The following is a 24,045-nucleotide window of genomic DNA, read 5'->3' as shown; positions in this document are numbered from 1 at the left end:
CGGGCCTCCGGCTCAAGGCGCCGGCGCGAGCGCCGCGAGATAGGCGCGAACCGCCCGGTCGAGCCCCAGGAAAAGCGCGTCGGAGAGCAGCGCGTGGCCGATCGAGACCTCCAGCAGGCCGGGGAGGTGCTCGGCAAGGAACGGCAGGTTCTCCAGATCCAGATCGTGCCCGGCGTTGAGCCCGAGCCCCGCCTCCACCGCCGCCTCGGCGGTCCGCCGGTAGCGCGCGAAGACCGACATCCGGTCCGGCGTCGCGAACGCGCGGGCGTACGGCTCGGTGTAGAGCTCGACCCGGTCGGCGCCGAGATCGCAGGCCCGCAGCGCCTGTTCGGGCTCCGGATCGATGAAGAGACTCACACGACAGCCGAGGGATCGGAGGCGGGCGACGATCGCCGCGAGCTCGCTCCGGTCGCCGCGCAGGTCCCAGCCCGCGTTCGAGGTGAGCACCCCGGGAGGGTCCGGAACGAGCGTGGCCTGGGCCGGACGGACCGTTTCGACCAGCTCGAGCCACTCGGCTCCCGGATACCCCTCGATGTTCAGCTCCACCGGCAGCCACTCGGCGAGCTCGACGACGTCGGCGCGGCGGATGTGGCGCTCGTCCGGCCGCGGGTGGACGGTGATGCCGTGGCAGCCGGCGGCGATCGCCACCTCGGCCGCGGCCCGCACGCTCGGGCGGTCGCCGCCGCGCGCGTTGCGCATCGTCGCCACCTTGTTGACGTTGACCGACAGGCGGATCACGGCGCCCTCCGCCGGTTCAGCGCTCGATCTCGCCGAGGTCCGACGAGGATTCTTCCGGCGTCGCGCTGATCACCACGGTGCGTGCCGTCGGCAGCAAGGCACGATGCCGGCGATCGCCGAACTGCAGATTCACCTCGTAGTAGCCCGCGACATTGACCTGCAGCAGCGTCGCCCGGGCTCCCTTGAGACCGAGCGTGTCGTTGTGGATCAGCACCTCGTTCGGCGTGTCCATCCGTCACTCCTTGTAGTGGCCCTGGTCCTTGTACTCCTTGAGCTTGCGCTGCAGCGTCCGGAGCCCGATGTCGAGCGCCCGGGCCGCCTCGGCGCGACGCCCCCCGGCGCGCTCGAGCGCCGAGAGGATCGCCTCGCGCTCGATGTCGGCCATCGTCCGCGGCAACCGCACCGAGGGGACCACCGGAGCCGAAGGGGCCGCCGGGGCCACCGGAACCGCCGGCGCAGCCGTCGCCCCCGGGACCGGGGTCGCGACGTTCTCCACCTCCGCGGCCGTGGGCACCGGCGGTGCCGCCGACCCGACGAGCGTCGGGCCGAGTCCACGCAGCTCCGGCGGCAGGTCGGCGTAGCGCACCTCGTGGCCGGCGTGGAAGACCACCACCGACTCCATCAGGTTGCGCAGCTCGCGCACGTTGCCCGGCCAGGGGTGGCAGAGCAGCGCCTCCACCGCATCGGCTCCCAGCGTCTTGGGCTCCCTCCCGTGCTCGCGACAGAACTGGGAGAGATAGTGCTCGGCGATCAGCGGAATGTCCTCGCGCCGTTCGCGCAGCGGCGGAATGCGCAGCGTCACCACCTTGAGCCGGTAGTAGAGATCCTCGCGGAAGCGGCCGTTCGTCACTTCGCGATCGAGGTCGCGATTGGTCGCCGCGACCAGCCGGAAGTCGACGTCGACGAGGTCGCTGCCGCCCACCCGCATGATCCGCCGCTCCTCGAGCACGCGCAGCAGCTTCACCTGCAGCTCGGGATAGAGCTCGCTGATCTCGTCGAGGAAGAGCGTGCCGCGATGCGCGAGCTCGAACTTGCCGATCTTGCGGCCGATCGCCCCGGTGAACGAGCCGCGCTCGTGACCGAAGAGCTCGCTCTCCAGGATCTCGGTGGGGATCGCCCCGCAGTTGATCGCCAGGAAGCGCTCGTCGCGACGCGAGCTCACCCGGTGCAGGGCGTTGGCCACCAGCTCCTTGCCGGTCCCGCTCTCGCCGATGATCAGCACGGTCGACTTGGTCGGCGCCACCAGCCGCATCTGCTCGAAGAGCCGCTCCATCGCCGCCGAGCGCCCGATGATGCTTTCGAAGCCGAAGCGCTTGTCGAGCATCTGCTTGAGGCTCGACACCTCGTCCTTGAGCTGGCGGTTCTCCAGCAGGTTGGTCACCCGCCGCCGCAGCTCGTAGAGGTCGACCGGCTTGGTCAGGTAGTCGTCGGCGCCGACGCGCATCGCCTCGACCGCCGATTCGATCGAGCCGAAGGCGGTCAGCAGGACGACCGCGAGGTCGTGACCGCGCTGGCGCACTTCGGCGAGAAACGCCAGCCCGTCGGTGCCTGGCATCCGCAGATCGCAGACGGCCAGTCGGGCCGAGGCGTCCTCGTCGAGAAAGTCGAGCGCACGCCGCGCGTCGTCGAAGGTCCGGACGGGAAATCCCGCCTTCTCCAGTGCGATGGCGACCGACTCACGCGAGCCGGTCTCGTCGTCAATGACCAGGATCAGGGGTTTTTCGGACATCGCTGCCATTTTGGCACAAGCGAGGGATCTCGCGAGTGGCGCACGCGGAATTCCGCGCCGCCGCGGTCACTCCCACGAAGCGCCGGCGAGGAGCGCGGCGAGGCGCTCCTCGCTGGCGATCGGCACGCCGAGCTGAGTCGCCTTGGCGAGCTTCGACCCGGCCTCTTCGCCGGCGATCACCAGATCGGTCTTCTTCGACACCGACGACGCCACCCGCGCCCCCAGCGATTCGAGCCGCGCCGTCGCCTCCTCGCGGGTCATCCCGACGAGCTTGCCGGTGAGCACCAGGGTGCGACCGGCGAGCGGCCCGACGCTGGCCTCGCTCCGCTCGACCGGCGGCGGCTCGACACCGGCGGCGACGAGCGCGGAGAGCCGTCGCTGCTGTCGCGGATCGGCGAAGAACGCCTGCACCGCCGCGGCGACCTTAGCCCCGACCTCCGGCACGGTGAGCAGCTCGGCCTCGCGCGCCGCCGCGACCGCGGCGAGCGAACCGAAGGCGGCGGCCAGGAGCCGCGCCACCCGCTCGCCGACGTAGCGGATGCCCAGGGCGAACAGCAGCCGGTCGAGCGTGCGCCCGCGGCTCGCGGCGATCGAGGCGAGCACGTTCTCGGCCGACCGCTCCCCCCAGCCTTCGAGCGGGGTGAGCTGCTCGCGTGTCAGCTCGTAGAGAGCGGGAAAGTCGGGCAGCAGCCCGGCGCCGTGCAGCTGCGCGATGCGCTCGTCGCCGAGCCCCTCGATGTCCATCGCGTTGCGCGAAACGAAGTGACGGATCGACTCGACGATCACCGCCGGACAGACCGGATTGACGCAGCGCCACGCCACCTCGTCGGCGAACCGCACCACCGCCTCGCCGCACTCCGGACAGGTCGAGGGCAGCTCGAACGGCGCCGCTCCGTCGGGGCGGGCGTCGAGTCGCACCTCGACGACCTTCGGGATCACGTCGCCGCCCTTCTCGACGAAGACGACGTCGCCGACCCGCACGTCCTTGCGGGCCAGATCTTCGTAATTGTGGAGCGTCGCGCGGCGCACCGTCGAGCCGCCGACGAAGACCGGCTCGAGCTCGGCCACCGGCGTCAGCACCCCGGTGCGGCCGACCTGCACCGTGATGCCGGAGACCCGCGTCTCGACCCGCTCCGGCTCGAACTTGAACGCCACCGCCCAGCGCGGCGCCTTGGCGGTCGAGCCGAGCCGTTCGCGCAAGGCCAGGTCGTCGATCTTCACCACCACGCCGTCGGTCTCGAAGTCGAGCTCGTGCCGGCGCTCGCGCCACTCGTCGATGTACGCCTCGACCTCGTCGAGCGACTTGCAGGCCCGCCACTCGGCGTGGACCGGCAGGCCCCACTCGACGAGCCGCTCGAGGTTGCGGGCGTGACGGTCGGCGGGAAGCTCCTCGGCGACCGCCTGATAGGCCGCCGCGGCGAGACGACGCGCTGCCACCTCGCGACTGTCGAGCAGGCGGACGGAACCGGCGGTGGCATTGCGCGGGTTGACGAAGAGGGGCTCGCCCGCCTCGTCGCGCGCCTCGTTCAGGCGGCGGAAGACCGAGCGCGGCATGTAGACCTCGCCGCGCACCAGCAGGCGCGCCGGCGGCGTGCCGCGCAGGCGCAGCGGCAGGTTGCGCACCGTGCGGATGTTGACGGTGACGTCGTCTCCCGTCGTGCCGTTGCCGCGCGTCGCCGCCTGCACGAGCACTCCATCGTCGTAGCGCAGCGAGATCGACACACCGTCGACCTTGAGCTCGGCGACGAACGAGAGCTCGGCGTCCGGCGCCAGCCGCTGCGCCCGCTCGGCCCAGGCACGCAGCTCGTCGAGACTGTAGGTATTGTCGAGCGACTGCATCGGCGGCTCGTGGCGCACCGGGGAGAACCCCTCGATCGGCTCGCCGCCGACGCGCCGGGTCGGGCTGTCGGGCCTGGCGAGCTCGGGATGGGAGGCCTCGAGCGCCACGAGCTCGGCGAAGAGCGCGTCGAACTCGCGATCGCCGATCTCCGGGCGACCGAGTCGATAGTAGAGATCCTGGTGGCGCGCCACCTCGCTCTGCAGCCAGAGAGCGCGCGCTGTCGGCTCGTCGCGCGGCGGTTCGCCGGGGCTCGCGACAGTAGGGTGGTCGACCATGCGCGAGAGGTTACCAGGGGAGACGACGAGCGAGGGAGGCTCGCACCCCCCTCGCTCGATTTGCTGCCGCACGCAGGCGGCGGTCGATCAACCGGCGGCCGGCCCGTCGTCTTCCCGGGAGGCAGCCTCACCCGGCGCAGCCGTTTCCGCCCGATCGACCGGGCTCTCCTCGGCGGTCACCGTCCTGTCCGGAGCCGGCTCGACCGCCGCTCCGGCACTCGGCGGCGGAGGCGGTGGCGAGAAGCGTTCCGCGGCGCCGCGCCGCCGCAAGGCGAAGACCCCGAGCAGCACCGCACCGAGGCCGATCGTCCAGGCGATGAACCGCGCTGCGAAGCCGAGCAACGAGACCACCGTCCCGAGGAATCCCACGACGCCGCCTCCCAGGTCGAGCAGGTCGCCGAGAATCGACAGCGACTGGATCGCCAGGATCCCGAGCACCGCCGCGGCGTAGGGCGAGGCCGGTGAACGCCCCCACCGCGCCGAGACCCAGCGGCCGACGCTGGTGGCCACCCCGGTGAAGCCGACCAGTGCGGCGATCACCACCGCGACGAGCAGGAAGGGCACGAGCAGCAGCAGCGGGATGCCGATGATCGAGATCAGCAGCACGAGCACGAGCAGGACCAGCATCGGCACGAAGAGCAGCTCGGCGAGCAGTCCGATCAGTCCGGCGCTCCAGACCTCGCTGCGCACCCGCTCGCCCGTCTCGTCGGCGAGGCGCGGCGCCACGAGCAGGACGATGCAGACGAGCAGCGCCAGGAGCGCGATGCCGATCAGCCGCTTGATCAGATCGAAGACCCCGTCGAACCAGGAGTGGTCGTCGTGCGTGCCGACCTTGATCGAGGCGCCGTCGCCGCTGCGCAGAAGCGCGTCGCCCACCGCCACCTCGGTCACCTTGCCCAGGACCTTCGCCCCCGGGGCGCGATGGACGGTGCCACCCACCGCCACCGCCTCGCCGTAGACCTCGGCGGTCTCGCTGAGGTGGACGCTGCCGCCGATCGCCACCACGTCGCCGTAGACCTTGCCGCTCACCCGGTTCGACCCGCCGATCGCCACGGCGTTGCCCATCACCTCGCCGAGCACCCGCACCGATCCGGCGATGCAGACCACTTCGTCGGCACGCTCGTCCGCTTCGATGGTCACGCCGTGACCGAACGCCACGCGCGCGTCCGAGGCCCGGCCGTCATGGGCCGGCGGTGCGGGGACGGCCGGAGGCACGGGCGGGGCTGGCGCAGCGGGCTCCTCCTCGCTCGCCTCCTGCCGCGGCGCCAGGCCGAGGGCCGCGCGCCGCGCCGCCGGCTCCAGCCGCAGCAGGGTCGCCACGACCTCGGCGCCGGCCGGCCCGTAAGCCGCGCTCACCTCCCCGGCATCGAGCTCGCGGCCCGAGACGATCGCCGACTCGCTGTCGTCGGGCAGCTCGATCTGCGGCAGGCGCGACTCCGTGGCGAGCGGACGCAGCACGACGCGGTCGGAGAGGTCGAGGATCTCGAAGTGCTTGAGCACCTCGGTCCGCTCGGCCGGGCTCGTCGCGGCCGAGGCGGGAACACCCACCGCGAGCACCACGAGAGCGGCGAGCGCGACGAGAGAGAGACCTCGCGACACCGCGAGTCTCGAGACGCAGAAGGACCGATCAACCGAAGGACGCGACATGACGAGCTCCTTTCCCCCGCTCCAGAACACGAGCGAGCGAGGCGAGGGCCAACGACGAAACGGCGACCAGGCCGACGAGGGCACCCACCACCTGCGGGTGAGCGAGGGCCCGGGCGACCGGACGCAGCACAGCGAGAAGTTCCTGCCAGGTTCCGAGGGCGCGAGCCGACGAAGCCGCGAGCACGGCGATCAGCCGCGCCGCGAGCCCCGGCAGCGCCGCCCAGTCGACCAGGCCGACCAAGGCGGAGAGCGCCGGCAGCAGGAGCGCCACCGCAACCCCCGCCGCGGCGAGCAACCCACCGGCGAGAATCCGCCGGGCGAAACGGCGCCGGGCGCTGCGCCGCGACGCTTCGGCCGTGGCGCGGGCGACGACCCGATCGGCGAATCCGGCGGCCGGCGCGGGCGAGTCGAGCTGCGCGAAGAGGGCCAGGAGCCGCGCTTCGGCCTCCTCGGACTCTCCCGCGGACTCGGCGGCGAGCCAGCCCTCCCAGTCCATCGCCTGCTGTTGCCGGGTCTCCATCGTCGTCTCCCAACCCGCCTTACGTCTCTGGTGGCATCCGGTTTCGCTCATCGACCACCTTTTCCGGCGCTGTCTCGGGCGACGGCCCGTGCCAGCTCCTGGCGGGCGCGATGGATGAAGGTCTTCACCGTCCCGAGCGGGATCCCCATCACCGTGGCGATCTCCTCGTAGGGCATCTCGTCGCGGAAGCGCAGCAACAGGGCCGTACGGTGCTCCGGTCGCAGCGCCCGCAGCCCGGCCTCGAGCTGACGGGTGAGGTCGCGCCCCGCCGCCTCGTGCTCCGGATCGGGGCGCGAGAGATCGGCGACCTCGAGCTCCGGCCCGTCCTCGTCGCCGAGTGGGGTCCCGAGCGAGATCGTCTTCGGCCCGCGGCGGCGCAACGAGTCGATCGCCGCGTTGTGGGCGATGCGCAGCAGCCAGCTGGCGAACTTCCGCCCCGGATCGTAGGAGGGCAGGGCGCGGAAGGCACGCAGGAAGGCCTCCTGCGCGAGGTCCTCGGCGGTGGCCCGGTCGCGGACGAGTCGCACCACCAATCCGAAGACCGGCCGTTCGTAGCGCCGCACCAGCTCGCGGAAGGCCTCCGCGTCGCCGGCCGCGGCAGCCGCCGCCAGCGCTTCGTCGGGGGGATCGGCGGCGCGTCCTGGTGGAACGGAAATGGGTTGCATCGGCGGTCCGCGCGGCTAGACTACTCCACGATTTCGTCCGACGAAGTCCAACCGCTCCCTGGGAGGCCCCGCATGCGCAAGCCGTACCTCGCCCTCGCCCTGGCTGTCGTCCTCGCCGCCCCGCTCGCCGCCGGCACGCTCGCCGGCGTCGCCATGTCCGACTCGGCCAAGGTGGGCGAGCAGACCCTGGTGCTCAACGGCATGGGCCTGCGCACCAAGTACTCGTTCAAGGTCTACGTCGCGGGCCTCTACCTCGGCGCCAAGTCGTCCGACGCCGCAGCGGTCTTCGCGGCCGATGCGCCGCGCCGCATGGTGATGCACTTCATGCGCAGCGTCGGACCCGAGAAGGTCTGCGAGGGCTGGGACGAAGGGCTCGAAGCCAACACGCCGCACGCCTCGGCCGAGCTCAAGAAGCAGTTCGCCCTGCTCTGCAGCTGGATGCCCGAGACCGAGGACGGGATGGAGCTCGTCTTCACCTACACGCCGGGGACCGGCACGGCGGTGACCGTGGCCGGGCAGACCAAGGGCACCATCCCGGGCAAGGCGTTCGCCGACGCGCTGCTCGCCTGCTGGATCGGCCCGAAGCCGGGCCCGGGCGAGGACTTCAAGAAGGCCCTCCTCGGCGGCTGACCGGTGCGTGCGGCCGCCTCAGCTCTGGCGCTCGTGCTCGGCATCCTGCCGAGCCACGACGCTCGGGCGGACGCGACCGCCCCCCGTGTCGCGAGCTACGACCTCGCCGCTCGTCTCGACGCCGAAGAGCACCGGATCGAGGCGAGCGGCACCCTGCGCTGGCGCAATCCGTCGGCGCTGCCCGCCGACCGCCTCTGCTTTCACCTCTACCTCAACGCCTTCCGCGACGAGCGCTCGAGCTTCCTGCGCGAGGCCGACCCGGCCGTCGCCGACGAGCTGGCGGCAAGCGGCTGGGGTGGCATCGACCTGCGTCACCTGCGCGACGAGTCGGGTCGTGATCTCGCCGATCGTCTCGTCTTCGCCGCACCGGACGACGGCAACGCCGCCGACGCCACGCTCGCCTGGGTCGATCTCGCCCGACCGGTCCCGCCCGGCGGCGAGCTCACCCTGACGATGGAATGGACGGCGCGTCTCCCCGCGCTGGTCGACCGAGCCGGCCAACTCGGCCATTTCGTCTTCGCCGGGCAGTGGTTCCCGAAGATCGGCCGACGGCGCGCCGACGGTGCCTGGAGCTGTCATCAGCATCATGCGACGAGCGAGTTTTCGGCCGACTTCGGCGACTACCGGGTGGCGCTCGACCTGCCCGCCGGCTGGGAGGTCGGAGCCACGGGAGCCGCGGCCGCACCGGCGAGCGAGACGGCCGGTCGCCGGCAGATCGCCTTCGCCGCCACGGGCGTCCACGACTTCGCCTGGAGCGCCTCGCCGGACTGGAGCCTCGAGGAGACCGCGCTGCCACGCGCCGCGGCCCCGGCGGTCCAGCTCAGACTCCTGCTCCAGCCGGCTTCACGGCGCCTCGCCGCTCGACTCGTCGCCACCCTGACGACCGGCCTCGAGCGCTTCGAGGCGCTCTACGGTCGCTATCCGCACGACACGTTGACGGTGGTCGAGCCCCCACCGGGGGGCGATGCGGCCACCGCGATGGAGTATCCGTCCCTCTTCACGATGATGGTCGCGCCGCTTCCGACGCGTTCGCTGGAGCTCGAGGAGACGGCGCTCCACGAGCTCGTGCACCAGTGGTGGCAGGGCGTCGTCGCCACCGACGAGGTCGAGGAGCCGTTTCTCGACGAAGGGCTCGCGACGTACGCCTCCCTGCGCGTCCTCGCCGAGCGCTGGCATGGCGCGGCACCCGGGCTCCGCCTGCTCGGCTGGAGCCTCCCGCTCCCCGGCCAGCCGCTCGACCCGTTCGAGCAACTGCGTCTGCGCTGGCGCGGCAGCGATCTCCACGGTCCCGGCTCGCCGGTCGACCCCATCGCTCGTCCGGCGTGGAGCTTCCGGGATGCAGAAAGTTACGGCACGCTCGTCTACGACGGCGCTGCCCTCGCCTTTCTCCAGCTCGAACGTCTGATCGGCCGCGACGCGTTCGACCGCGGCCTCGCTCAGCTCGCCACGCGGCAGCGCCACGCGCATCCGACCTCCGCCGACTTCGTCCGGGCGCTCTCGGCAGCGGCGGGCGAGGACCTGTCGCCGCTCTGGGAGGAGCTGATGGGCGGCACCGGCTCGGTCGACTACGCCGTGGCCGACGCGACGAGCGAGCCCGACGAGAGCGGCGGCTCCTTCGCCAGCACGGCGACGATCGAGCGCCGCGGCGAACGACGGCTGCCGGTGGAGATCGAGTTGCGCTTCGCCGACGGCTCGACTCGTCGTGCAGTCTGGGACGGTCGCGAGCGCTGGGCTCGCCTGCGCATCGTCGGGCCGCCGCTCGTCGACGTGCGGCTCGACCCGCAACGGCGCCTCGTCCTCGACGCCGACCGGCTCGACGACTCGTTCCGCCTCGCTCCCGACCCGCGCCCGCGCCGTGCCGTCACCCAGCGCCTGCGCTTCCTCCTCCAGCTCCTCCTCGAAGCGCTCGCCGACCTCGCATGAGCCGCTCGGCGCTGCTTCGTTCTCGCCCCTCCCTGGCCCGGCTGATCGCCGCCGCCGCGACCGCCGTTCACGGAGCGCCGCAGACGCTGCTCGCCCTGGCGCTCCCCGCCCTGCTGGCCGCCTGGGTCGCCGGCGCGGCGATCCATCGGCCACTCGCCGCGCGCCTCGACCGCGCCCTCCCGGCTCCCGGAGAGACCCTCGAAGCGCTCACCGACGACCCGCCGGCAGTCTTCCCGTCCCGCCAGCTCGCCGAGCTCGTGCACGGCGGCACCGCGTCGCAGATCCTCGACACGACGGCGGCAAGCGCTCTCGGCTCGACGCTGCTTGCCGCGGGAATCGCCCTCGCACTCCTTCACGGCCCCCTGCAGTGCGCCGCTCTCGCCGTGCTGCGCGGGCGCTCGCGCGGCGAACGGGTGACGCTGCTCGCCTCCGCCGCGCGACTGGCGCTCCCGGCCACGGCGCTCTCGGCGCTCTCCGCCGCCGGCTATGCGACCTGTCTCGTGGCGATCGACCGACTGGGCATCCTCGGCCGATCGCTTCCGGAGGGCGTCTCCGGCCTGCTCGGCTCGTCGGCGATGCGCGGACTCGGCGACGCGGCACGCCTGGCGCTGCTGCTCGCCGGCCTCTTCGTCGTCCGCTCCCTGCTCGATCTGTCGCGCGCGGCGCTCGTCGAGCGTGGCGGGCGGAGCTGGCTCCGTCCGGCGGCGCAGGCACTGCGTTGCCTGCCGTCGCTCGCTGGCTCACTTCTGCCGCTCTATGCTCTCTACTGGCTGGCCCGCCTGCTCGCCTTCGCGCTCGCCTGGCCGCTCGGCGCCGCGTCCGGCGGCAGCTGGGCCGGGCTCGTCGCCGGATTCGTCGCCCAACAGCTCCTCGCCGGCAGTCTCGCCGGCATCCGGCTCTTGCGCCTCGAGACGGTGCGCCGGCTGCTCGTCGCCTTCGAGGAGCGCAACGCCGCGCCGGTCTACAAGCTCGAGGCTCCGGCGGTCGCCGCGCACTCATGAAGCGCAGCCGCGAGTCGGCTTCTCGCACGAAGGCGCCCGCCACGGCGGATGTCGATCGCCTCGACGCCCACGAGCTCGTCGCCGAGGTCGAGCGACGGCTCGCGCCGCTCGGCACGCCCGCACGGGCGCAGGGCGAGAAGGCCTACCTCAAGAGCGATCTCGACTTTCTCGGCGTGCCGATGCAGCCGCTGCGGCAGTTTGCCGCCGCGCTGCTGCAGGAGCGGCCCGAGCTCACCGGAGGCGCGCTGCGACGCGCGGTGCTCGCCCTCTGGCAGCCGCGAATCCACGAGCTCCGCACGGTGGCGATCGAGCTCCTCGCCCGCCGCCGCCGCGAGCTCGTCGTCGCCGATCTCGAGTTTTTCGAAGGCCTCCTGCGTGACGCGCGCACGTGGGCCTACGTCGACACGATCGCCACCCGACTCGTCGCCGAAGTCGTCGAGCGCCACGGCGCCGAGGCCGAGGTCGCCGCGACGCTCGACCGCTGGGCCGTCGACCCCGACTTCTGGCTCCGCCGCACGGCGATGCTCGCCCTCCTCCCCCAACTCCGCCGCGGCGCCGGCGACTGGCCACGCTTCGTCCGCTACGCCGACGCCCAACTCGCCGACCGCGAGCTCTTCCTGCGCAAGGCCATCGGCTGGATCCTGCGCGAAGTCGGCAAACAACGCCCCAACCTGGTCGTCGAGTTCCTCGCCCCCCGCCTCGCCCGCACCTCCGCCCTCACGCTGCGCGAGGCGGTGAAGTACCTGCCGGAGGAGATGCAGAAGGGGCTCCGAAAGAACTAGCGCACTTCCGGAGCTCAGCCGGCGCGCGCAAGGTCACACCCCCGCATCCCGCGGGACGCGCCGCACAACCCGCCGGACGACGACCACACCGACCACCTCGGCACGCCGCGGCTGATCACCGGCTCGCGGCATGAGCGGGTGGCGCAGCCGAACGACGACCCGTTCGGCGAAGAGGTGACGACCACCGGCAACCAGCAGACGATCGACGACAAGAAGTTCACCGGCCACCAGCGCGACACCCTCGGCACCCCCGGCGTCGCCGACGACATCGACTACATGCACGCCCGGTTCTACTCGCCGCTCTTGGGAAGGTTCCTGAGCACGGATCCCGTACTCGGGCGACCTCGGGCGCCGCAGTCGTGGAACCGCTATTCTTACGTGAGGGGAAACCCAATCCTCCTCACCGATCCAACCGGGCTCAAAGACCTTAAGAAGACTGCAGACAAAGCCCTGCTGGAAGACCCACAGGTGTTGCAGGTCGTCGGCGATATTGTAAAGATAACGAACTTCAGTGCTCCGCTTGCAAAGCGGGTGGAAGCCGGCGCTGTGATCGTCACGGACGGCAATGGGGACTTTAATGCCGAGGGCGGTGCGAAAACAGACAACGACATTGGCAAGGTGTCCCTAACACTCGGCCGGAATTCGGACGGCGAAGTAACGAGCGCTTCGGGCCGCGAACTCGCGGCCACCATGCATAGCCACGTCGGCACCGGCAAAGTTCCGATTCCCGGAGGCGAGAAAGTCCTGTTTGCAGCGTTCCCTAGCAAGGCAGATAAGGTCCAGGCTAGCGTCACAGGCAAGCCAGTCTTCATTCTCGCGGGCACTTCATTCTTGATGAAGTTGGAATCCACGGGCCCAAGTACCTACACGACCAGTCGAATGCTGACAGGAAGCGACTACGCGGACTGGCTCACTCGTGCGGCAGCTGCCACGAGCGAACAGAAATAGAACTTCCTTGTCTTTCGAAGCGGAGAACGACTCATGGGACTCAGAATTGGTGCTGCTTGCAGCTTGGCGATAGTTCTTTTGTCAACCCCGGCAATTGGCGAATCCCCTGGTCAGACCCAAGACCCGTGCCCTGTCCGGTTCGGGCCCGGGCTGCCATCTATCGACGTTGAGGACCCGAACCTCAACCTTACCGGCCTAGACGGCTTGTCCGAGTTGGAGGTCCTGGCTCCGAGCGAGTCGGGCTTGTTCCTCGCCCGTTCACACGGCCCGGACAACGGCCCGCTCGTACTCGAGATTCAGACGACGGAGGGCCGCCCTTCAAGGAAGGTCCCAGTCCGCTCTCTGGCGGGCGCAATCAGCCTCTCACCTGCGGTTTCAGAAGGTGATCACGCTGCTGGTCTGGTAGCTGCGGGACAATACCGAGTCGTCCTTTGGTATAAGTCACCTCAGGCTCCGTCTGCGGGAAGGCTGCAGCGCCTCTGCATGGCCGTCTCTGGCTCATTCGTCACCTCCAAGGACCTATGGGTGCACCGATTCGAGTGACTCGCTGCCGACTAGTGCTGTTCGTCAAGACCAAGGAACATACCCCTCGGACCAGATGCACGATCCGTTCGAGAGTCTCAGGCGTCCCTTCATGAGCCGGAACCTCGCCATCGTCCCCGTGCTGTCGCGCCCGAACGCTCTCGCGCTCGGCTCGCTGCTTCTTCTTACCGGCGCCAGGGGACCGGCGATCTAGTCGCACGAGGAGCGAACGGACCGACCCAGGCCCCCGAGGAGACTCGGGGGCCTTTCGCGTTTCAGGCCTTCGCCCGCAAGACCTCTTCCGTCGCATGCTCAGGGTCTGCGGCGCCGAATGCAGCGACTCGTCGAACCGTGGACGCACCAGTCTCCCCTCCGTCCTCGGCAACCGCCGCATCGCGCGGGACGAGTCGCACAACTTGCCGGACTACTACCACGCCGACCACCTCGGCACGCCGCGGCTGATCACCAACTCGCGCCACGAGCGGGTGGCGCAGCCGAACTACTACCCGTTCGGCGAGGAGGTGACGACCACCGGCAACCAGCAGACGATCGACGACAAGAAGTTCACCGGCCACCAGCGCGACACCCTCGGCACCCCCGGCGTCGCCGACGACATCGACTACATGCACGCCCGGTTCTACTCGCCACTGCTGGGGAGGTTCCTGAGCACGGATCCTGTGCTCGGAATGCAACAGAACCCGCAGTCGTGGAATCGGTATTCCTATGCTCACGGAAACCCAGTCAACTACCTCGATGCCAACGGAGAGACGCCACTCGCGGTCGTTGGCGCGGGTGTAGGCGCTGCATTTGGCGCGCTCGGATCAATCGGAGCTCAGCTGTATCAGGGTACTGAGCTGAATTGGCAAGATGTCGGCGCAGCGGCGGCTGGAGGCTTCGTGGCGGGGGGTCTTGCGGGGCTCACGCTTGGTGCCTCAGCCCTCGCTGAGGCAGGACTCGCTACAGTAGCAACCGTCAACGGTGTTTCGAGCGTGGTCGGAGGCGCAGTGACCCGATCCTTAGATTCCTCCGACAGCTCATCCGCTCTTGACCCTAAGGCTGCAGGCCTAGACTGCGGGACCAGCGCACTTGGGGCCGGCATCGGATTCCGTGTCAATTCCGATTTCCAGTCCCGGGCGGCGGCGGCGACATTGCAGGCTGAGCGGTCAGTGGCTGCAGCAGCCAGCGGGAGCTTCAGCGCCGCACGTGTGGTGGCATCTCACACTGCAATAGCCCAGAGTCTCACCTCGCGCGCCCCAATGGTCAGTGCCATTAGTGGGGCTTCCGTCTCAACCTCAATTTCCACGATCGTTCCGCTGCTACCGTCCCATCGGCCAAGCACGGTTTCTCAAGAGGAACTCGACAAGGCCTTGAATGCCCGAGCTCACGGGAACTTCCTCCCAAGGTCAGTAGACAAGGGGGTACGGTGACTACAGGGACCACTCACCTCCGAACTACCGACGATGAGATAGCAGCCGAGCCACCGAGGGCAGAACGACCTCTGGCTGCCGCAGACAGAAGGACCTTGAGCGTGAGCCTTTTCCGCCATGAGATAACGACCGCACCTTCCGTCGTTGTTCGATTGCCACGGTACAGTCGGCGACCAACGGACTCGAGAGAGCTACTCGATAGCGCCCTGCAGGAGAAACAACGATGAAAGAACCCAGAAGACAACTCCTCTCGGACTCAGAGCTACTGATCATCTACGAGGACCTTGCTCGCCGGTACAAGAATCAGATGTTCCTTGGTCTCTCCACTTTTCCGGCGGTCGGCCTGATAGTCGCGGCCTACTTCCTCGGCGTACTAACTCTGGAATCGAAGCTCCTTAGACTGCTTCTCGCTATTCTGCTCCTCGTCACTGCATCTCCGCTCATTCACGGCGCCACTCAGTACTTGAATGCACGGAGTCAAGCGAAACAGCTGAGAACATCCATCTCGAAGGGTCGCATGGAAGAAGCACTACACATGGCGCGGACAGGAGGACCCGCTAGGGAGGAATAGACTCGACTTGGCTGCGATCTACGACGATGGCTCAATAGGAGAGACGCTCTCCTTGGCCAATTGCTGAGGTACCCATGAGAGCCTCGACTCCAGGCCCGGCGCCGCCTCAAGTCGACCCTCGCACTGGACGGGACGAAGCCATCGTCCCCAGCTTGCCGCGCCCGAGCGCTCTCGCGCTCGGCTCGCTGCTTCTTCTTACCGGCGCCAGGGGACCGGCGATCTAGTCGCACGACGAGCGAACGGATCGACCCAGGCCCCCGAGGAGACTCGGGGGCCTTTTGCGTTTAGGCCTTCGCCCGCAAGATCCTCTGCGCCGGGTGCTCAGGGTCTGCGGCGCCGAATGCAGATTCTCGTCGAACCGTGGACGCACCAGTCTCCCCTCCGTCCACAGCAACCGCCGCATCGCGCGGGACGAGTCGCACAACTTGCCGGACTACTACCACGCCGACCACCTCGGCACGCCGCGGCTGATCACCAACTCGCGACACGAGCGGGTGGCGCAGCCGAACTACTACCCTTTCGGCGAAGAGGTGACGACCACCGGCAACCAGCAGACGATCGACGACAAGAAGTTCACCGGCCACCAGCGCGACACCCTCGGCACCGCCGGCGTCGCCGAGGACATCGACTACATGCACGCCCGGTTCTACTCGCCGCTCTTGGGGAGGTTCCTGAGCACGGATCCTGTGCTCGGAATGCAACAGAGCCCGCAGTCGTGGAATCGGTACTCCTATGTCGAGGGCCGACCTCTAACCCGCACGGACCCGACCGGCAAGCTCGCGACAGCGCAGACTGCAGACAAGGCAATCAGCATGGTGGAAACTGCAGGCGCTGCGGCAGCAGATGCGGTCAACGATGGCTCGGTCATGGGCGTGTACGTGGCCACACAGATCGCGAACGGAGTCACCGCTGCCACCTCCGTCATCGACTTGCTGAAGGCCGGGGATGCTGTCGGAACGGCGATTGGCTCTGGTGCCAGTCCAGGACAGATTACAGTGGCTGTTGCCGTAGACTCGCTTCGGACGGCTGGGCTGATTGCACCTCTCTCGAGCCTCCTTAGGCGCGGAGCGACGGCAGGAGCCACAGAAGTAGTCCAACGCGCTATGTCCACGGCCGAACTCGAAGCCACTCGCGCGAGTGGCCTTCTCCGTGGCGGCAGAAGCGGCACACACTATGTAAGCGATGCGATCAGCTCCTCTGCAGACCGAGCAAGACAGCGCTTGGCCCTCGCACAGACACCGGAAGTGCGCGTCACACTGGAGGTGCCCGCAGGGGCCTTCTCTGCTCCAACGCGGGTCACGCCAGCCAACGGAATGCCAGGCGGCGGGATGGAGCGAACTGCGACAGGCAGTATCCTCGTCCGAATACTGGACGTACTCAGCTATCGCTGATAGTCGGAGGAACAATGGAACCAAATTCGCCATCGCGCGTGTCTTTCACCTTCAGCGATCCCTGGGAGCTCGGTGGCACTGAGGCCTCCGGAAACGTAACCGAAACGGCGACGGGCACAAGCGAGAGAATCCTGCTAAGCCTAGATGTGGCAATCGAGCATCGCGGTGTGACCTACCGTTCCCTGCTCGTGTCGCCGCGCCTCGAGGGTCAATCCCTGTTCGGCATCAAGCAGGGGCGCTCGGTCCCGTCCAACGCTTTCGGGCTCGAGAACGAGACTACTCTGGCTGATGCCCTATCGATCGCATCTCGTTGGCGCGGTGGAGGGCTCGCCGCGATTGGCAAACTGTCCCCGGCCTTGGCTGCGAACAGCGTTGGGTCTCGGCCGCAAGGCAGCTGAGTCGCACGCGGCCTGACACCCGGAGCGAATCCGCCTAGACTCCGCCCCCACATGAGCCGGAACCTCGCCATCGTCCCCGTATCGCCGCGTCGGAGCGCTCTCGCGCTCGGCTCGCTTCTTCTTACCGGCGCCAGGGGACCGGCGATCTAGTCGCACGACGAGCGGACGGATCGACCCAGGCCCCCGAGGAAACTCGGGGGCCTTTCGCGTTTCAGGTCTTCGCCCGCAAGGCCTCTTTAGTCGAATACTCAGGGTCTGCGGCGCCGAATGCAGAGACTCGTCGAACCGTGGACGCACCAGTCTCCCCACCGTCCTCGGCAGCCGCCGCATCGCGCGGGACGAGTCGCACAACTTGCCGGACTACTATCACGCCGACCACCTCGGCACGCCGCGGCTGATCACCAACTCGCTCCACGAGCGGGTGGCGCAGCCGAACGACTACCCGTTCGGCGAAGAGGTGACGACCACCGGCAACCAGCAGACGATCGACGACAAGAAGTTCACCGGCCACCAGCGCGACACCCTCGGCACCGCCGGCGTCGCCGACGACATCGATTACATGCACGCCCGGTTCTACTCGCCGCTCTTGGGGAGGTTCTTCAGCGTCGACCCTTGCTCGGCGTGAAGTCGTTCAGTTATCTTCCGACAGGGCCGCCTGACTTTCGCCCTGGCGTGTCGAGGTAGAAGAAAGGCGGCCACCCGGATCTTCGTTGAAAACAGTGCTGTCTTGAGAGAGGTAAGACCATGACCAACGACTTCGTCTTTGCGCTCGAGCAGACAGCACGGCTACTAGCTCGGTTCTCCACGCGAGACTCGCCAACGTCACTCAGGTGGGATGGGCGCGCATATACCGCCGGGACAGAATCGAGATTCGATCCCTTCGCAGCAATCTGGTGGAGCCGACTGAGTGCCATGGCTGAGCTGCTTTCCAGACAAGATGGGCCGCTATCCGGTCTGCAAGCAGAGTACCTGGCTCAAACCTTGTTCGGCGGAATGGGCAGTCTCAACGATCTTCAGGTGGACGAATCTCGTGTTGGCCCTGAGGCAGGTGCGGCGAATCAGGAACTGGACCGCTTGCGAAAGGTTCTCTTCGAAGAATTCCGCCGCACCTTCCTCGGACTTGACTCCCGGGTCGGAAATTCCTAGTATCCCGCCCCACATGAGCCGGAACCTCGCCATCGTCCCCGTGCTGCCGCGTCGGAGCGCTCTCGCGCTCGGCTCGCTGCTTCTTCTTACCGGCGCCAGGGGACCGGCGATCTAGTCGCACGACGAGCGAACGGATCGACCCAGGCCCCCGAGGAGACTCGGGGGCCTTTTGCGTTTCAGGGGGTTTGCGAGATGGGCGGGAGAGCGGAATCGAGCGGAGAGGTCGGCGGTCGGCTGGCGATTTTCGACACGACGCTGCGCGATGGTGAGCAGTCGCCCGGCTGCAGCATGAACCGGCGGGAGAAGGTCGACCTCGCCCGACAGCTCGAGCGGCTCGGCGTCGACGTGATCGAGGCGGGCTTCCCGATCGCCTCGGCGGGCGAGGCCGACGCGGTGGCGGCCGTCGCCGCCGAGGTGCGGGGCGCGACGATCGCCGCCCTCTGCCGCACGCGCGAGGAGGACATCGCCTGCGCGGCACGCGCGCTCGCCGGGGCGGCGCGGCCGCGCCTGCACGTCTTCATCGCCACCTCCGATCTTCACCTCGCCCACAAGCTGCGCATCGACCGCGCCGGGGCGCTGCGGCAGGCGGTGGCCGGCGTCGCCTTCGCCCGCTCCTTCGGCTACGAGGTCGAGTTCTCCGCCGAGGACGCCTCGCGCTCCGACCCGGCGTTCCTCATCGAGGTGCTGCAGGCGGCCCACGAGGCGGGAGCGAGCGTGCTCAACGTCCCCGACACCGTCGGCTACGCCCTCCCCGACGAATACGGCGCCCTCTTCGCTCGCCTGCGCACGGCGATCCCCGGTGCCGTCCTCTCCGCCCACTGCCACAACGACCTCGGCCTCGCGGTGGCGAACTCGCTCGCCGCCGTCGCCAACGGCGCGCGGCAGGTCGAGGTGACGATCAACGGCATCGGCGAGCGCGCCGGCAACACGGCGATCGAGGAGCTGGTGATGGCGCTCTACGTCCGGCGCGAGTCGCTCCCCTTCTCGACCGGCGTGCGCAGCGAGGAGATCGCCGAGAGCAGCCGCGCGCTCTCGACGATCACCGGCGTCTGGCCGCAGCCGAACAAAGCGATCGTCGGCCGCAACGCCTTCGCCCATGAGGCGGGGATCCACCAGCACGGCGTGCTCGCCAACCCGCTGACCTACGAGATCATGACCCCCGCTTCGGTCGGTCTCTCGCAGTCGCTCCTCGTGCTCGGCAAGCACTGCGGACGCCATGCCGTCGACGTCCGCCTGCGCGGGCTCGGGGTCGCGCTGGCGCCCGAAGAGCTCGAGCCGATGACGGCGCGCGTCAAGGAGCTCGCCGACCGCCAGAAGTTCGTCTACGACGAGGACCTCCTCGAGCTCGCCGCCGGCGACGCGGCGCACCACGCCCGGCTGGTGCGCTACCACGTCGTCTCCGGCAACCAGCTCCTCCCCACCGCCACCGTCGAGATCGAGCTCGACGGCGAGCGGCGCTCCGCCTCGGCGCTCGGCCACGGGCCGCTCGACGCCGCGCTGCGTGCCACCAACACCGCCCTCGGCTTCGAGGAGGGGCTCGAGCTGCTCGAGTTCCACACCCGCGCCGTCGGCCACGGGAGCGACGCGCTTGCCGAAGTCCTCATGCGCGTGCGCGACGGCGAGGTCGAGTCGACCGGCCAGGCCGCGAGCGGCGACACCATCGAAGCCGCTCTGCGCGCCTATCTGTCGGCGGTCTCGGCAGCGCACCGGCTGCGCACCACGGCGCGCGAGGCGGTCTCCGCATGACGGCGCCCGGCATCCACGAGCCGCAGACCCTTTTCGACAAGGTCTGGCAGGCGCACGTGGTGCGCGCGGCCACGCCCGACACCCCGGCGACGCTCTACGTCGACCTTCACCTCGTGCACGAAGTGACCTCGCCGCAGGCGTTCGCCGAGCTCGCACGGCGCGGCCTCGCGGTGCGCCGCCCCGATCGCACGCTGGCGACGATGGACCACGCCATTCCGACGATGTCCGCTCCCGGGGGAGCGCGCCGGGTCACCGAGCCCCAAGCCGCGCACCAGGTGGCCGCGCTCGGCGACCACTGCGCGCGACACGGTATCCCGCTCTACCCACTCGGCGACGATCGGCAGGGGATCGTGCACGTCATCGGCCCCGAGCTCGGCGCCACGCAGCCCGGCATGACCATCGTCTGCGGCGACAGCCACACCAGCACGCACGGAGCGTTCGGCGCCATCGCCTTCGGCATCGGCACCAGCGAAGTGGCGCAGGTGCTCGCCACCCAGTGCCTGCTCGCCGAGCAGCCGCGCACGCTGGCGGTCGAGATCGGCGGACGGCTCCGCCCGGGCGTCCTCGCCAAGGACCTGATCCTGGCGCTCATCGCCCGGCACGGCGTCGCCGGCGCCACCGGCCACGCGGTCGAATACCGCGGCGAGGCGATCGCGGCGCTCTCGATCGAAGAGCGGATGACCGTCTGCAACATGTCGATCGAGTGGGGCGCGCGCGTCGGCATGGTGGCGCCGGACGAGACCACCTTCGCCTACCTCGAGGGCCGTCCGTTCGCCCCGCGCGGCGAGGACTTCGCCGCCGCCGTCGCGCGCTGGAGAGCGCTCGCCAGCGACGCCGGGGCGCGCTTCGATCGCACCCTCGAGCTCGACGCCGCGACGGTCGAACCGATGATCACCTGGGGAACGAATCCGGGGATGGGCATCCCCGTGCGCGGCGTCGTCCCCGCGCCCGACGGCGACGCCACGGCCGCGCGCGCGCTCGCCTACATGGGGCTCGAGCCCGGCCAACCGCTGCTCGGGCGGAAGGTCGACGTCGTCTTCATCGGCTCCTGCACCAACGGACGCCTCTCGGATCTGCGCGAGGCGGCGCGACTCTTCGCGGGCCGACGGGTCGCCCCGGGCGTCCGCGCTCTCGTCGTTCCCGGCTCGCAGGCGGTGCGCCACGCGGCGGAACAGGAAGGGCTCGGCGAGATCTTCCGCGCCGCCGGCGCCGAGTGGCGCGAGTCGGGCTGCTCGATGTGTCTGGCGATGAACGAGGACCGCCTCGCGCCCGGCCAGACCGCCGTGGCCACCTCGAACCGCAACTTCGAAGGAAGACAGGGACCCGGCGGTCGCACCCTCCTCGCCAGCCCGGCCACCGCGGCGGCGGCGGCCATTGCCGGCGTCATCGCCGATCCCCGGGAGATCGCCTCGTGAGCCGCGCACCCTTCGTCACCCTGACCTCCCGTGCGCTCCGCCTGCGGGGGGCCAATGTCGACACCGACCAGATCATTCCGGCGCGCTTCCTCACCACCACCGTGCGCGCCGGCCTCGGCCGGCATCTCTTCGCCGACTGGCGCTACGCCGCCGACGGCAGCGTCCGACCCGACTCGCCGCTCGACGGCGAGCACGCCGCCGGGCGGAGCATCCTCGTTGCCGGACCCAACTTCGGCTGCGGATCGTCACGAGAACACGCCGTCTGGGCGCTCGCCGATTTCGGCTTCCGGGCCGTGGTGGCTCCGCGACTCGCCGACATCTTCCGGCGCAACGCCCTCGGCAACGGCGTGCTGGCGGTCGAGATCGACGCTGCGAGCCACACGGCCCTGGCGGCCCGGCTCGACACCGATCCCGCGGCCGAGGTCACCGTCGACCTCACCGCCTGCGAAGTGCGGTGGCCCGGCGGCCGTGCCGCCTTCGCGCTCGAACCGTTCGCCCGCCACTGCCTGCTGCACGGAGTCGACGAGCTCGACTATCTGCTGGCGCAGGACGACGAGATCGCCCGGCACGAACGCGCCCATCCGCTCCCGGCGCTTCACGCCGACGGAGGTGTCGCATGAGCCGTCCACGGATCGCCGTCCTCCCGGGCGACGGCATCGGCCCCGAAGTCACCGCCGTCGCACTCTCCTTCCTCTCGCGCCTGCTGGCTTTCGACGCGACCGAGGCGCCGGTCGGCGGCGCCGCGATCGACGCCACCGGCGAGCCGCTGCCGGACGCCACGCTCGCCCTCTGCCGCGCGAGCGACGCCGTCTTCCTCGGCGCCATCGGCGGTCCGAAGTGGGAGGGCGGCACGGTGCGACCGGAACAGGGGCTGCTCGCTCTCCGTCGCGGCCTCGACGTCTACGCCAACCTGCGGCCGGCCCGCGATCTCGGGCTGCCGGTGCCGCTCCGGCGCGAGATCGTCGCTGGCGCCGACATCCTCGTGGTCCGCGACCTGCTCGGCGGCGTCTACTTCGGCGAGCCGCGCGTCGAAGGCGAGCAGGAGGCGCTCGACACCTGGCGACAGACCGCCGAGCAGACGCGCCGCGTAGCGCGCGTCGCCTTCGATCTGGCGCGCCGGCGGCGACGCCGCGTCACCTCGATCGACAAGGCGAACGTCCTCGCGGCAAGCCGGCTCTGGCGCCGCACGGTGATCGAGGTGGCGCGCGAGTATCCGGAGGTCGAGCTCGAGCACCGCTTCGTCGACGCCGCCTCCTTCGAGCTGATCGCTGCCCCGCAGCGCTTCGACGTCGTGCTCGCCGACAACCTGTTCGGCGACGTGCTTTCCGACGAGCTGGCGGCCGTCGCCGGCGGCATCGGCCTCCTGGCCTCGGCCTCGCTCGGCGACGGTCCGGGGCTCTTCGAGCCGGTGCACGGCTCGGCGCCCGACCTGGCCGGGCACGGCATCGCCAATCCCACCGGTGCTCTGCTCACCGTCGCGCTGATGCTCTCGCACGGTCTCGGACGCCCCGATCTCGGCAGCGCCCTCGAGCGCGCCGTGGTCGAGGCGCTCGCCGACGAACGCACCGCCGACCTCGGCGGCAACGCCACCACCGCAGAGTTTGCCCACGCCGTCGAGAGACGGCTCGCTCGCAGCCCCGCCCACCCGCAGGAGGTCCCCCGATGACGTCGCGCTATGTCTGGATGAACGGCGAGCTGGTGCCGTTCGAAAACGCCACCGTCCACTTCCTCACGCCGTCGCTCCACTATGGCACCGGGGTCTTCGAGGGGATCCGCGCCTATGCGACACCCGACGGTCCGGGGGTCTTCCGGTTGCGCGAGCACGTCCAGCGCCTCGTCGCCTCGGCGCACCTGCTCGGCGTGCGCGAGCTGCCGTTCGACGAGGAGGAGATCGTCCAGGCGTCGCTCGCCGTGGTGGCGGCCAACGAGCTCGCGGCCTGCTACATCCGGCCGCTCTTCTTCGTCGCCAGCGGCGGCTGGAACCTCACCGTCGACCGCTGCGAGGTGGGGCTCGGCATCGCCGCCTGGGAGTGGGCCGCCTACCTCGGCGCCGAGGCGCGCGAGCACGGCGTGCGCGCCAACGTCTCCTCCTTCACCCGCCATCACCCGAACATCTCCCTGACCAAGGCGAAGATCGCCGGCAACTACGTCAACAGCGTGCTCGCCAAGACCGAGTCGGTGCGGCTCGGCTTCGAAGAGGCGATCATGCTCGACCCGTTCGGCTTCGTCGCCGAGTGCACCGGCGAGAACCTCTTCCTGGTGCGCAAGGGCCGCATCGTCACCCCCGACAGCGCCACGGTGCTCGAGGGGATCACCCGCGACGCCCTGATCACCGTCGCTCGCGACCTCGGCTACGAGGTCGCCGAGAGCCCGGTGTCGCGCGACCAGCTCTACGCCGCCGACGAGGTCTTCGTCTGTGGCACCGCCGCCGAAGTGGTCGGCCTGCGCGAGATCGACTTCCGCACCATCGGCGAGGGGCGCACCGGTCCGGTCACCCGTCGCATCCAGGAGGTCTTCAGCCGTGCGGTGCGCGGCGACGACGCGCGCTACCGCCACTGGGTGACCCTGGCGACACGAGCGGCTCTCCCCGAGGCGTGGCGCCGCCTGCGCGAAGCGTCGTAGCCCCCCCGCCCGGGAACCTGGGAGGCGGGCTAGACTCCCTCCCAGGCATGGGCAAGAAAGCAAAGAAGCTCGGCTGCTGCGAGGCCTACAAGGACGACAAGGGGAAGAC

Annotated in this window: 22 protein-coding genes; 15 read left to right on the top strand and 7 right to left on the bottom strand. The window is 69.8% G+C overall.

Annotation, left to right across the window (positions count from 1 at the left end):
* Positions 1 to 12 precede the first annotated feature (12 nt).
* The 7 genes from IPJ17_12420 to IPJ17_12390 all read right to left on the bottom strand — a co-directional run bounded on the left by IPJ17_12420 (position 13) and on the right by IPJ17_12390 (position 7,414).
* Complete coding sequence (locus IPJ17_12420) at positions 13 to 738, bottom strand: pyridoxine 5'-phosphate synthase (protein QQR72326.1); 726 nt, start codon at positions 736 to 738, stop codon at positions 13 to 15.
* Positions 739 to 754: 16 nt separating this feature from the next.
* The gene (locus IPJ17_12415; GenBank protein ID QQR72325.1) at positions 755 to 970 is read right to left on the bottom strand and encodes a hypothetical protein; all 216 of its coding nucleotides are present in this window, start codon (positions 968 to 970) and stop codon (positions 755 to 757) included.
* A gap of 3 nt (positions 971 to 973) precedes the next feature.
* Positions 974 to 2,467, bottom strand: coding sequence for a sigma-54-dependent Fis family transcriptional regulator (locus tag IPJ17_12410; GenBank protein QQR72324.1), 1,494 nt, complete (start codon positions 2,465 to 2,467; stop codon positions 974 to 976).
* Positions 2,468 to 2,533: 66 nt separating this feature from the next.
* Positions 2,534 to 4,582, bottom strand: a complete 2,049-nt coding sequence (gene ligA / locus IPJ17_12405; protein QQR72323.1) for an NAD-dependent DNA ligase LigA — start codon at positions 4,580 to 4,582, stop codon at positions 2,534 to 2,536.
* Between the two features lie 87 nt (positions 4,583 to 4,669).
* Positions 4,670 to 6,181: a hypothetical protein gene (locus IPJ17_12400; GenBank protein ID QQR72322.1), complete on the bottom strand. Its 1,512-nt coding sequence runs from the start codon at positions 6,179 to 6,181 to the stop codon at positions 4,670 to 4,672.
* Positions 6,182 to 6,209: 28 nt separating this feature from the next.
* The gene (locus IPJ17_12395; GenBank protein ID QQR72321.1) at positions 6,210 to 6,749 is read right to left on the bottom strand and encodes a hypothetical protein; all 540 of its coding nucleotides are present in this window, start codon (positions 6,747 to 6,749) and stop codon (positions 6,210 to 6,212) included.
* Positions 6,750 to 6,796: 47 nt separating this feature from the next.
* On the bottom strand, positions 6,797 to 7,414 hold the full coding sequence (locus IPJ17_12390; GenBank protein ID QQR72320.1) for a sigma-70 family RNA polymerase sigma factor: 618 nt from the start codon (positions 7,412 to 7,414) through the stop codon (positions 6,797 to 6,799).
* 72 nt (positions 7,415 to 7,486) lie between these two features.
* Between IPJ17_12390 and IPJ17_12385 the strand changes: the two genes are divergently transcribed.
* From IPJ17_12385 to IPJ17_12315, 15 genes are all read left to right on the top strand, one after another.
* Positions 7,487 to 8,044: a chalcone isomerase family protein gene (locus IPJ17_12385; GenBank protein ID QQR72319.1), complete on the top strand. Its 558-nt coding sequence runs from the start codon at positions 7,487 to 7,489 to the stop codon at positions 8,042 to 8,044.
* Positions 8,045 to 8,047: 3 nt separating this feature from the next.
* A complete protein-coding gene (locus IPJ17_12380) occupies positions 8,048 to 9,967 on the top strand; it encodes a M1 family metallopeptidase (protein ID QQR72318.1) in 1,920 nt (639 codons plus the stop codon).
* Positions 9,964 to 10,968 carry a hypothetical protein gene (locus IPJ17_12375; protein ID QQR72317.1) on the top strand — a complete coding sequence of 335 codons (1,005 nt, stop codon included), beginning with the start codon at positions 9,964 to 9,966 and terminating at the stop codon, positions 10,966 to 10,968. Before IPJ17_12380 ends, IPJ17_12375 begins: the two co-directional genes overlap by 4 nt.
* Entirely contained in the window at positions 10,965 to 11,750 is a 786-nt protein-coding gene (locus IPJ17_12370) for a DNA alkylation repair protein (GenBank protein ID QQR72316.1), read from the top strand. Before IPJ17_12375 ends, IPJ17_12370 begins: the two co-directional genes overlap by 4 nt.
* Positions 11,751 to 11,888: 138 nt before the next feature.
* Positions 11,889 to 12,698, top strand: a complete 810-nt coding sequence (locus tag IPJ17_12365) for an RHS repeat-associated core domain-containing protein (GenBank protein QQR72315.1) — start codon at positions 11,889 to 11,891, stop codon at positions 12,696 to 12,698.
* A gap of 938 nt (positions 12,699 to 13,636) precedes the next feature.
* Positions 13,637 to 14,647, top strand: a complete 1,011-nt coding sequence (locus IPJ17_12360; protein ID QQR72314.1) for an RHS repeat-associated core domain-containing protein — start codon at positions 13,637 to 13,639, stop codon at positions 14,645 to 14,647.
* Between the two features lie 223 nt (positions 14,648 to 14,870).
* Positions 14,871 to 15,218, top strand: a complete 348-nt coding sequence (locus IPJ17_12355; GenBank protein ID QQR72313.1) for a hypothetical protein — start codon at positions 14,871 to 14,873, stop codon at positions 15,216 to 15,218.
* 425 nt (positions 15,219 to 15,643) lie between these two features.
* Positions 15,644 to 16,609: a hypothetical protein gene (locus tag IPJ17_12350; protein ID QQR72312.1), complete on the top strand. Its 966-nt coding sequence runs from the start codon at positions 15,644 to 15,646 to the stop codon at positions 16,607 to 16,609.
* A gap of 750 nt (positions 16,610 to 17,359) precedes the next feature.
* A complete protein-coding gene (locus IPJ17_12345) occupies positions 17,360 to 17,632 on the top strand; it encodes a hypothetical protein (protein QQR72311.1) in 273 nt (90 codons plus the stop codon).
* 287 nt (positions 17,633 to 17,919) lie between these two features.
* Positions 17,920 to 18,153, top strand: coding sequence for a hypothetical protein (locus tag IPJ17_12340; protein QQR72310.1), 234 nt, complete (start codon positions 17,920 to 17,922; stop codon positions 18,151 to 18,153).
* A 192-nt stretch (positions 18,154 to 18,345) separates the two neighbouring features.
* Positions 18,346 to 19,899: a 2-isopropylmalate synthase gene (locus IPJ17_12335; protein ID QQR72309.1), complete on the top strand. Its 1,554-nt coding sequence runs from the start codon at positions 18,346 to 18,348 to the stop codon at positions 19,897 to 19,899.
* Positions 19,896 to 21,314: a 3-isopropylmalate dehydratase large subunit gene (gene leuC / locus IPJ17_12330; GenBank protein ID QQR72308.1), complete on the top strand. Its 1,419-nt coding sequence runs from the start codon at positions 19,896 to 19,898 to the stop codon at positions 21,312 to 21,314. The genes IPJ17_12335 and leuC overlap by 4 nt, the downstream gene beginning before the upstream one ends.
* Positions 21,311 to 21,934 carry a 3-isopropylmalate dehydratase small subunit gene (gene leuD / locus IPJ17_12325; protein QQR72307.1) on the top strand — a complete coding sequence of 208 codons (624 nt, stop codon included), beginning with the start codon at positions 21,311 to 21,313 and terminating at the stop codon, positions 21,932 to 21,934. Before leuC ends, leuD begins: the two co-directional genes overlap by 4 nt.
* On the top strand, positions 21,931 to 22,980 hold the full coding sequence (gene leuB, locus IPJ17_12320; GenBank protein ID QQR72306.1) for a 3-isopropylmalate dehydrogenase: 1,050 nt from the start codon (positions 21,931 to 21,933) through the stop codon (positions 22,978 to 22,980). The genes leuD and leuB overlap by 4 nt, the downstream gene beginning before the upstream one ends.
* Positions 22,977 to 23,936: a branched-chain amino acid transaminase gene (locus tag IPJ17_12315; GenBank protein ID QQR72305.1), complete on the top strand. Its 960-nt coding sequence runs from the start codon at positions 22,977 to 22,979 to the stop codon at positions 23,934 to 23,936. Before leuB ends, IPJ17_12315 begins: the two co-directional genes overlap by 4 nt.
* The last annotated feature ends 109 nt before the right edge of the window (positions 23,937 to 24,045 follow it).

This window comes from Holophagales bacterium, from assembly GCA_016699405.1.
In the GTDB taxonomy this organism is placed as follows: domain Bacteria; phylum Acidobacteriota; class Thermoanaerobaculia; order Multivoradales; family JAGPDF01; genus JAAYLR01.
Note: the sequence above shows the minus strand (reverse complement) of the source record. Positions and strands in the feature narration are given on the sequence as shown.

Excerpts from the sequence above, each read along its gene's own strand:
- IPJ17_12415 (QQR72325.1), bottom strand. The coding sequence starts at position 970 with ATGGACACGCCGAACGAGGTGCTGATCCACAACGACACGCTCGGTCTC.
- IPJ17_12410 (QQR72324.1), bottom strand. The coding sequence starts at position 2,467 with ATGTCCGAAAAACCCCTGATCCTGGTCATTGACGACGAGACCGGCTCG.
- ligA (QQR72323.1), bottom strand. The coding sequence starts at position 4,582 with ATGGTCGACCACCCTACTGTCGCGAGCCCCGGCGAACCGCCGCGCGAC.
- IPJ17_12395 (QQR72321.1), bottom strand. The coding sequence starts at position 6,749 with ATGGAGACCCGGCAACAGCAGGCGATGGACTGGGAGGGCTGGCTCGCC.
- IPJ17_12390 (QQR72320.1), bottom strand. The coding sequence starts at position 7,414 with ATGCAACCCATTTCCGTTCCACCAGGACGCGCCGCCGATCCCCCCGAC.
- IPJ17_12385 (QQR72319.1), top strand. The coding sequence starts at position 7,487 with ATGCGCAAGCCGTACCTCGCCCTCGCCCTGGCTGTCGTCCTCGCCGCC.
- IPJ17_12375 (QQR72317.1), top strand. The coding sequence starts at position 9,964 with ATGAGCCGCTCGGCGCTGCTTCGTTCTCGCCCCTCCCTGGCCCGGCTG.
- IPJ17_12370 (QQR72316.1), top strand. The coding sequence starts at position 10,965 with ATGAAGCGCAGCCGCGAGTCGGCTTCTCGCACGAAGGCGCCCGCCACG.
- IPJ17_12355 (QQR72313.1), top strand. The coding sequence starts at position 14,871 with ATGAAAGAACCCAGAAGACAACTCCTCTCGGACTCAGAGCTACTGATC.
- IPJ17_12340 (QQR72310.1), top strand. The coding sequence starts at position 17,920 with ATGGCTGAGCTGCTTTCCAGACAAGATGGGCCGCTATCCGGTCTGCAA.
- IPJ17_12335 (QQR72309.1), top strand. The coding sequence starts at position 18,346 with ATGGGCGGGAGAGCGGAATCGAGCGGAGAGGTCGGCGGTCGGCTGGCG.
- leuC (QQR72308.1), top strand. The coding sequence starts at position 19,896 with ATGACGGCGCCCGGCATCCACGAGCCGCAGACCCTTTTCGACAAGGTC.
- leuB (QQR72306.1), top strand. The coding sequence starts at position 21,931 with ATGAGCCGTCCACGGATCGCCGTCCTCCCGGGCGACGGCATCGGCCCC.
- IPJ17_12315 (QQR72305.1), top strand. The coding sequence starts at position 22,977 with ATGACGTCGCGCTATGTCTGGATGAACGGCGAGCTGGTGCCGTTCGAA.